Annotated in this window: 7 protein-coding genes; all 7 read right to left on the reverse strand. The window is 54.7% G+C overall.

Annotated elements, in window-relative coordinates:
- Positions 1-73: 73 nt before the first annotated feature.
- On the reverse strand, positions 74-1,726 hold the full coding sequence (tnpC, locus tag BN32_RS02405; RefSeq protein ID WP_019200279.1) for an IS66 family transposase: 1,653 nt from the start codon (positions 1,724-1,726) through the stop codon (positions 74-76).
- A 44-nt stretch (positions 1,727-1,770) separates the two neighbouring features.
- Positions 1,771-2,118, reverse strand: a complete 348-nt coding sequence (gene tnpB, locus BN32_RS02410) for an IS66 family insertion sequence element accessory protein TnpB (protein WP_019200280.1) — start codon at positions 2,116-2,118, stop codon at positions 1,771-1,773.
- Entirely contained in the window at positions 2,115-2,513 is a 399-nt protein-coding gene (gene tnpA / locus BN32_RS02415) for an IS66-like element accessory protein TnpA (protein ID WP_019200281.1), read from the reverse strand. The genes tnpB and tnpA overlap by 4 nt, the downstream gene beginning before the upstream one ends.
- 331 nt (positions 2,514-2,844) lie before the next feature.
- Positions 2,845-3,003 (reverse strand): hypothetical protein, encoded by a 159-nt coding sequence (locus BN32_RS26675; protein WP_156946942.1) that lies wholly within the window; start codon positions 3,001-3,003, stop codon positions 2,845-2,847.
- Positions 3,004-3,163: 160 nt separating this feature from the next.
- Complete coding sequence (locus tag BN32_RS02420; RefSeq protein WP_084494547.1) at positions 3,164-5,704, reverse strand: tetratricopeptide repeat protein; 2,541 nt, start codon at positions 5,702-5,704, stop codon at positions 3,164-3,166.
- A 37-nt stretch (positions 5,705-5,741) separates the two neighbouring features.
- The gene (locus tag BN32_RS02425; protein WP_084494548.1) at positions 5,742-6,944 is read right to left on the reverse strand and encodes an AAA family ATPase; all 1,203 of its coding nucleotides are present in this window, start codon (positions 6,942-6,944) and stop codon (positions 5,742-5,744) included.
- 173 nt (positions 6,945-7,117) lie between these two features.
- Positions 7,118-7,744 (reverse strand): hypothetical protein, encoded by a 627-nt coding sequence (locus BN32_RS02430; RefSeq protein ID WP_156946943.1) that lies wholly within the window; start codon positions 7,742-7,744, stop codon positions 7,118-7,120.
- Positions 7,745-8,421 lie beyond the last annotated feature (677 nt).

The raw sequence follows: 8,421 nt of genomic DNA on the forward strand, positions 1-8,421 counted from the left end.
GCATACGACGAGGACCGCCTGATTGACGCATGCGCGCGGGCACGGCGGACTGTATGATAGCGTTGCGTGAAGGTCAGGCGGCCTGCTGATCGGCGGGCTTGTCGGCTTGGCGCAGGAGCTTCCACTCCCAGGGCAGCAGTTCGTGCAGACGCGATGCGGGAAGATCGGCGATACGGGCGAGGACGTCGGCGAACCAGGCCTTGGGATCGACGTCGTTGAGGCGACAGGTCGTGATCATCGTCAGCATGATGGCGGCACGGTCGGCGCCACGCTGGCTGCCGGCGAAGGTCCAGTTGCGCCTTCCCAAGGCGATGCCTCTCAATGCGCGCTCAGCACAATTGTTGGTCAAGCAGATCCTGCCATTGTCGAGGAAGCGGGCGAAGTCGTCCCAGCGCCTGAGCATGTAATTCATAGGCTTCAGGACCTCGGAGGAGCGCGAGAGGGTTTCGCGCTCACGCAGCAACCAGGCGTGCATGTCCTCGAGAAGCGGCTTGCTCCTTTCCTGGCGCGCGGCGCGCCGCTCGTCGGCGCCGCAGCCGTTGATGGCGCGCTCGATCTCGAACAATGCATCCAGGCGCCTGACCGCCTCCAGCGCGATCGGGGAGATGGGTTTGCCCCTCATGCCTTCCCGGGCATTTTTCTCGATGTCGGCCAGCTCGAAGAAGCCCCGCCGCGCATGGGCGAAGCAAAACGCCGGCGTGATTGGCAGCTCCTTCATCCGCGGGTCGAACAGCGGCTCGAAGCCGTTGTAGCAGTCGGCTTGCAGGATGCCGGCGAAGGAGGCCAGATGCTTCTGCGGGTGCTCACCCCGCCGATCGCTCGAGGCGTAATAGACCGCCGCCGGCGGCGCAGGCCCGGCGAAGGGCCGGTCATCCCGCACATAAGTCCAGATCCGCCCGGTCGTGCACTTGCCCTTCGCCAGGATACGGATGGTGGTGTCGTCGCCATGAAGGCGCTCGGCGGCGAGCACATGGCGCTCGATCAGGTGGAAGAGCGGCATGACGGCGAAGGTCCCGTGGCCGACCTGGTCGGCCAGCGTCGACAACGGCAAGTCGATCCCCTCGCACTTGAAGCGCGCACTCTGGCGGTTAAGCGGGATATGCATGCCGAACTTGTCGAACAGGATCGTCGCCAGCAATTGCGGGCCGATGAAGCCGCGCGGCGTGGCATGGAACGGCGCGGGCGGCTGGCTGATCTTCTCGCAATCGCGGCAGGTGAACTTCTCGCGTACCGTCTCGATCAACTTGAAGCGGCGCGGAATCTCCTCCAGCGTCCTCGTCACATCCTCGCCGATCTTCGCCAGCCGCGATCCGCCGCAGCAGGCGCAAGTCGTTGGAGCCTCAATGACGACGCGATCGCGTTCGATGTCATCCGGCCATGGCTTGCGCACCGGCCGCTTGCGCATGAAGGGGCGGACCTTCTGCGTCTTCGCCGCTGCGGCCTGCGCGGCAAGCTCATCCTCGCTCGCCGTGGTGACGAGTTCTTCGAGCTCCAACTCCAACTGCTCGATCAGCCGTGCCGTGCGCTCGGAGCGCTGCCCATACAGTTCGCGTTTGAGCTTCTCGATCCGCAGCTCAAGATGCGCGATCAACGCCTCGTTGTCCGACAACTGCGCCTGCACGCTGGCAGCTACCGCCTCGGCTTGCAGCCGCGCCTCACGCTCGGTCCGCAGCGCCGCCAGGGCACTCACAAGGTCCGAAGGAAGATCGTCCGGTTTCAACGTCACGAAGCCAGTGAATCAGATTTTCCGGCAGCTTCAATCGCAAAATGCTATCCCACTCGCGTTGGACGCCACGTTTCTTGAGGATTGCGCCAGTCGATGCCGGACAACAGGTAGGAAAGCTGCGCCGGAGAGATCGTCACTGCTTCACCAGCAACCGAAGGCCAGATAAATCTTCCTCTCTCGAGTCTTTTTGTGAACAGGCATGCTCCCTGGCCATCATGCCAAATCGCCTTCAAAAGATCGCCTCTGCGCCCGCGAAAGCAGAACAAATGACCGCCGAGAGGATCCCGCTTCAGGATCTCCTGCACCTGCAAAGCCAGCGACGGGAAGCCGCGACGCATGTCCGTGTAGCCCGTCGCAAGCCAAACCCGGGCACCAGTCGGGATTGGAATCATCGCAGAGTCTCCAGCCCTCGCACGATCCGCAGCAGCGCCGCCACGTCAACACCGCGATCAACGATGATCCGCCGTCCGTTCCCACTCACGATCTCAATCCGTCCAGAATTTCGTGCAGCACACTCACCAGGAGATGTCGTCTCCCGCTCCACAAGCACGGGCACAAACCCGACGGCGTCGGACGCTCCAAGCCGCCCCTCGCGAAACGCCTTGCGCCAGGAAAACAACAGTTGGTTGGAAATCCCGTGTCGTCGCGCCGTCGCCGAGGCCTGCCGTGGGCAGGAATGGCTCTCCTCCACAATCCGGAGCTTCGCTTCGTTCGTCCACCGACGTCGCCGGCCGGTGTTGACTACTTCCAGGCCGATGACCTGATGATTGTCCTTATGCATGTCCATAAGGTCAATCAGCTACACCCAAGGCCTGCTTCGCAAGGCGGCCTTCCTCGTAGGCGTACATACGAACACGCTTGAACGCGTTCTCGCCAACCGAAATCAATATCCTGCTCAAGGCGGGCTATGCAGCTTGTGATGCGTCGCTCCGGTCTCATAACCTTTGTCTTGTCGATCCCCCTTCTTCATTTGATTCCTTGCCTCTCCAGCCTACCAGGCCGACAAGTCGCCCACGGGTTTAGGTAGCGTCGACAAAGACTGATCATTCGGTGGCTTTCAGTCTAAACGAGACCGTGCAATCCAGCACTGATGATACTTGGTCCATTCTATCATCAGTTCACATAAGCGATTGAGCTGACACAACTCTTTGCATAGCTAAAATTGACGGCAGATTGCCACCTATAATAAAAATCCCATTTCCATGCTTTTCTATAATCAGTTGTAATTTTTGATACATATCCAAGAAATAATAACCCACCATCTGTTGTGGAAACACGAAGATTTCATCTTCGGGTCCAATCACCTCCCGAGCCAGATGTACAAACATAGCAGTAGAACGAGCGAGAGAGTCAGCGCTCGCATAGCTAATCTCAGTTGTCTACGCTTACGAGAGCCATCGAGCTTGTTTGTTTGCAGCGGATTGTTCATCGCATCGTTCATGGCCGAACACCCAACCGCCTCAACCCCTCCTTTGCATAAGTATAGCTGGGATCAATGCTCAGCGCATATCTGAAATCTGATATGGCTCGCTGTTTATCGCCAAACCTGTCAAACAAGCTGGCGCGGCCACCCCATGCATATTTGTTTCGAGAATCAAGTCTTATGGCTTCGTCATAGTCAGACATAGCCTGACTGTATTGCCTCATATCTGCGTAGACATTTCCGCGGTTGAGGAAGCCATTGGATGTCGCTCTGAATTTGATCGAATTGGAATAAGCAAGCAGAGCGCCATCATTATTCTTGGCTGCGGCGAGCAAGCGTCCGAGTTGAAAGTGATATTCGGAATTATTGGAGTCTCTCGATATCGCGGCCTTGAGATCCTTTAAGGCGCCATCAAAGTCCAGCGGTAAACTGCACGATCCGCCAATAGTCGCTCGCGAACTTCCTGAAGAGTTAGAGCAGTCGCCTTGCCGATCATAGATCGAGTTCGCATTTGTCAATCCCCGGTAAAAGTAGCCGTCGCCGGATTGCGGCTTCATCTCGATTGCTCGATTAAAATCAACTATAGCGTCGTCGTATTTTTTCTGCAGCAGCTTCACTCGACCGCGATCTATATAGATTCCGCCATTCTTTGGGTCCAATCTCTCAGCTTCGTTAAATTCAGCTAAAGCTTGATCATATTGCGCGCGAGATCTGTAGATCAGACCGCGATTGGAATGAAAAACCGATTTAAAAGCATCTGACGTAGTCGAACTCAGTGCCAAGGTGTAGTCTGCCAGCGCGTTATCAAAGAAATTGGCGCCCTTTCGAAAATAAGCGAGTCCCCGATCATTAAGATACTTGGCATTTCTGGCGTCCTGACGAATAAGTACGTTGTAGTCGGCTAACGCGAGATCATATTCGCCTAACTCAAGATAAGATCTTGCTCGCGCGAACAGAGCCACTGCATTCGACGGGAATTCTACGAGCGCTTCCGTCGCCTCCGGGATTGCCTCCTTGTACTTTCCTTGGTCGGTAAGTTGTGAGGCCTTATTTGCCCTTGCATCCGCTCCGGAGGAGACGTTTGCTTGGGGACTTGGCTGTTGTTTGATGGCGGGCGCTCCGACAATATCTGCGACTGGCGGAGTTATTGGTGGCATACCCTTGTATTGAAGGCCGATGACGGGGGGCTGAGCTTTTAAGGCTGCTAATGTCGCATTCAGTATCTTCGGGGCTTGCTCTTTTTCATCCGTGCTCAACCGCGCGAACAGCTTTTGAGCGTAATCACCTACATTGGGATTGATCTGTCTCGCAATTTCACGGTGCACATAAGCCATCAGTAAGTTCACGGAGCCGAAAAGACCCACTTCGTAGGCGTACGCAGTGTTAGTATGACAGTCGGCCATCTTGAATCCGGAGCATTTCCGAATCCATTGCGCGCCGAGAGCCGGATTGTTCCAGGGCGGCGCGGTCCCGTTAAAGTATATGTATGATAGATTTGGCAGGGAGGCGATGTAGTTGCCTTTTTCATATGCCTTGGTGAGCCATTCAACGCCTTCTTTCGGATCCGGCACGAGACCCTTTGCGGCCTGATATTGCAGCCACGCCCCAAGCGCATATTGCGCCAGCGTAACACCACTATTCGCCGCACGGCGCAGATAGGCTTCGGCTTGCTTTACATCAGGAGCGGGAACACCAATTCCGTCCGCCATCAGCCTAGCATAGAATCCCGCGGCCATTCCGTCTCCGGCATCAGCAGCACGTTTGAAAAATTCGCTACCCTTGAATGCGTCAAAGCGGCCAAACTCTCCACTCAGATAGCCCATCCCAGCAAAACGCATCGCTTGAGGGTCGCCTGCAGCGGCACCAGCCTCGATCAAACGCAATCCTTCGGTCGCATTATTCGTTGCGCCTTCTCGACCCGAAATCAGCAATCGGCCAAGCAATGCGTAAGCCTGCCTGTTCCCTCCCGCGACAGCTTGTCTCCAAAGAAGCTCGGCGGTTCGGTTGCCGTCTGCGTTATCATTCAAGATAAATGCAGCACCCCGTAATAGCATCACATTGGGATCGGATGGCGTAGCGCTCCGCAGTATTTCGATGGCTTCGCCTGAGTTCTGCCGTGCAATTGAGAAGCGTGCAGCTATTAATTTTTCGCGATCCGCAGGCAGTGATTGATTGAACGCAGTGTCGTCGATGTCAAACAGAAATCCGAGAGACAGCTTTGGCTGCTTGAATACGTCTTGGAACGGAATTGGAATAACCGGTCCCGCTGCCGTTGTTGTTTGAGGCGTAGTCGATTGATTGACTGCGCTGCTTGGGGAAGGTTGCAATACGGAAGCGGAGTTTTGGCCAGTAGTTCCGTTCGACCAAGGCCAAACAACCTTGTTAGGGGGGCTTACGAAAACAAGGACTACCACGCCGATAACAGCGAAATCTGTCATCCCGCGAAACGCGACTTCCTTTTGATAAAGATCAACCAGATGCGCAAAGAATGACCTGCGATGTCTTCCGGATGACAACATACCTGAATTTGGGGCGCTTCCATTATCGTTTGTCATATCCCGCCCTTTCAGTTAATTCGCAGCGCCTTTTGCCTCAGCCTGTAGGTTCCGTCTTGGCAGGTGTTGGTTTTTCCGCTGGCAGACTTTCATCCACCGGGACGACCAATACGCGCTCACCGTCAGCTACGAACTCAACCAAGTTCGCACCGCCTGCTTTTGCTTCGATCAATCCATCCGCTATCAGATCTTCGATATGTCTTGCGATTTCCCGAACGCCTCCTTCGGGCTTGCGCTGAGTGAACGCATCGATTGCTGAATAAAGAATATCTGGATCAATGCCTCCACCGGCGATCTCAAGCTGATACTCTTTCGTCTTGCGCTCCATCTCAAGGGCGACGACACGAGCAATATCGAGGCCTGCCAGTTCACGAAATGCAAAAACATCGTCGATGCGCGACAAAACTTCAGGGGCGAACTGAGCGTCTTGCAAGGCTCCCTTAGCAAATTTGTTAAGTTCATCTTGTGTCACGCTTGGATCGCGAGCGTATTCGGCAATGCGTCGCGCGCCAGCATTGACTGTCAGAATGAAAATTGCCTCGTTTGTGGGATATTTGGATCCGTCGCTAAGTTCTGTAACAAAGCCGTCGTTCCAAGCAGACAGGAATCTCTTGTGAATATCACGGTGGGCTTTCTCAAACTCATCCAGCAAAATGATGGAATTTGGAATGTCACGCAGCGCTTTTGAAATCTGTCCCGGCTCGTTCGATCCGACATATCCTTTGGGGGAGCCGAACAGTGTTGCTGCGGCATGAGCCTGATCGAACTGCGCCATCTCGATCATATGAAGGTGTTTGGCGCTGCCATAAAGTTGCTCAACCAACACTTTGGCAAGATATGTCTTACCGATGCCGGGAGCACCGGCGAAGCACATCACAGCGATTGGCTTGCTCGGGCGGCGCGCGGCCAGTCGCTGCCTTAAACGTGTTGCGAGACTATCTACGACGCCATTTTGGCCGATCACCTTCGATTTGAGCTCACTTGCCAGAGTTTTATCGTCGATGATTGCAAGCTTCTTGGTTTTGGATTCGAATGTATCAACTAGCTCACGTTTGCGTGTTAGGCGCTCGAGCGGATCCATGATAAACCTCGGAAGGAAGTTGCCTTTGAAGAGCAGATAGCATGTTGCCGCCAATCCTGCGGCTACCACCAAGAACCAAGCCAGAGCAGGGGACGCTTTTTCGATAACGATCAAGGCTATGACGATGCCCAAACGACCAACCCAATTTAGGCCTGTCATACCCTGTCCTCCGATCGAAGACTGCGGAGAAGGGTTCTTAGTAGGTGGCTCTCAAGGGAAAAAAGTATATGTTGGGGGAGCTTCACGCTCAAATCCAAAATTATTTGCTATCTAGGCTAAGCTTCCCACATGATCCATCCGACGTAAAGCAAGCAAATTCCTCGATACAGCCATCAGGGTGTTGGTATCTGAACAGCTTCGCCGGGCTTAATAGCTCGGAGGGGCAGTCCTGCCGCGCCGACATGTATGGAAACTGTAATATTCCCACCGCCTCCATCTACCAATCCAAGCACCGACACGGTCCCTCCGGGCAGATACGGAATCGTCACAGTCAGAGGCTTCTTGAACAGCCGAATATCCTGCCTCACGCCCGCTCCGGTTATTGCAACCCAATCGCCGTCCTCCGCATCGAAGTCTGAAACGGTGATGGTGCCCAAGCGGAGTGTGCCGTTGTGAAGTCCAGATCGAACTTTGGCCTTGTCAGCGTCGCTTGCCATCAAACGACCGATCGCTTGCTCCCAATCGTCCTTTGCAACCGGCACGATACCCGTGCTGTTATGATGAGATAGGGACGCTTGTTGCGCTCCGACCAAATTCTCTGGTGGATTCTGAGGAAAAATGCCGCTGGACCATACTGCGGCCCCAAGTAGAGCAGCCGCCACTAATATCAATCCCACCCGTCCTGACAATGGACTGGGCAAATTCTGAAACAGTGCCCCGCGATTTTGAGGCGAGTCCAACAATTGAGGCTGCGGAGCAGGCCGGTCGCCTTCAGATGCGTCTGGCATCGGCGAACTCATCGTTGGCATCCAGTAATTATAAGATATGGTGCATCTACTACAAGCATAGAGGGCTAAGGAGTCTTTCTGACGGAAACAACCGCTGGGACCAAGGATCTTCAGTCAAGTTATTCTAACCAACTCTGGCACGTCCATCCAGACACGCTTCGTCATCCAAAGCCCATCGACCACATACGAGCAAACAAAACCCCGCCGAAGCGGGGCTATTGGTCAGTAATAATAGCGTCGGGGCACGTAGTATCGAGGAGCGCGATAGTAGCGTGGGCGATAGTACCTACGAGGGACGTAGTATCGGCGCACGTAGTACCTTGGTCGATAGTAATAGCGGCGCCTATAATAATATTGAGTTTTCTCTACCTGACTGGTTGTTGCCTCCGGTAAAAGTATCGCCACGGGTGAAAATGGTGCTGCTGATGCTGGTCGCCCAATAAGTGCGACAGCGACGCTAATTCCAAATAGCATCAAAATCTGTGGTATTCTCATCTCGCCTCCTGCACCCAATCAATGAAAGTGTATCTGAAGGGCGGGCTGGAGGATACCAGTTGTTCTCATGCTTGGCCTGCATCTGCCCTGTACGATCACCTGCGACTGAGTATGGTTCGGCATCCTGATAATTCGTCAGGAGCAGATCGTGTCTCTCGGAAAACAAGCCAAGCCTCTGTCAAAGGGGCAGATTG

Origin of the sequence: Afipia birgiae 34632 (assembly GCF_000308295.2) — a bacterium.
Classification (GTDB): Bacteria; Pseudomonadota; Alphaproteobacteria; order Rhizobiales; family Xanthobacteraceae; genus Afipia; species Afipia birgiae.

Coding starts and splice junctions, on each gene's coding strand:
- BN32_RS02425 (WP_084494548.1), bottom strand. CDS start 6,944: ATGACAGGCCTAAATTGGGTTGGTCGTTTGGGCATCGTCATAGCCTTG.
- BN32_RS02420 (WP_084494547.1), bottom strand. CDS start 5,704: ATGACAAACGATAATGGAAGCGCCCCAAATTCAGGTATGTTGTCATCC.
- tnpA (WP_019200281.1), bottom strand. CDS start 2,513: ATGGACATGCATAAGGACAATCATCAGGTCATCGGCCTGGAAGTAGTC.
- tnpB (WP_019200280.1), bottom strand. CDS start 2,118: ATGATTCCAATCCCGACTGGTGCCCGGGTTTGGCTTGCGACGGGCTAC.
- BN32_RS02430 (WP_156946943.1), bottom strand. CDS start 7,744: ATGAGTTCGCCGATGCCAGACGCATCTGAAGGCGACCGGCCTGCTCCG.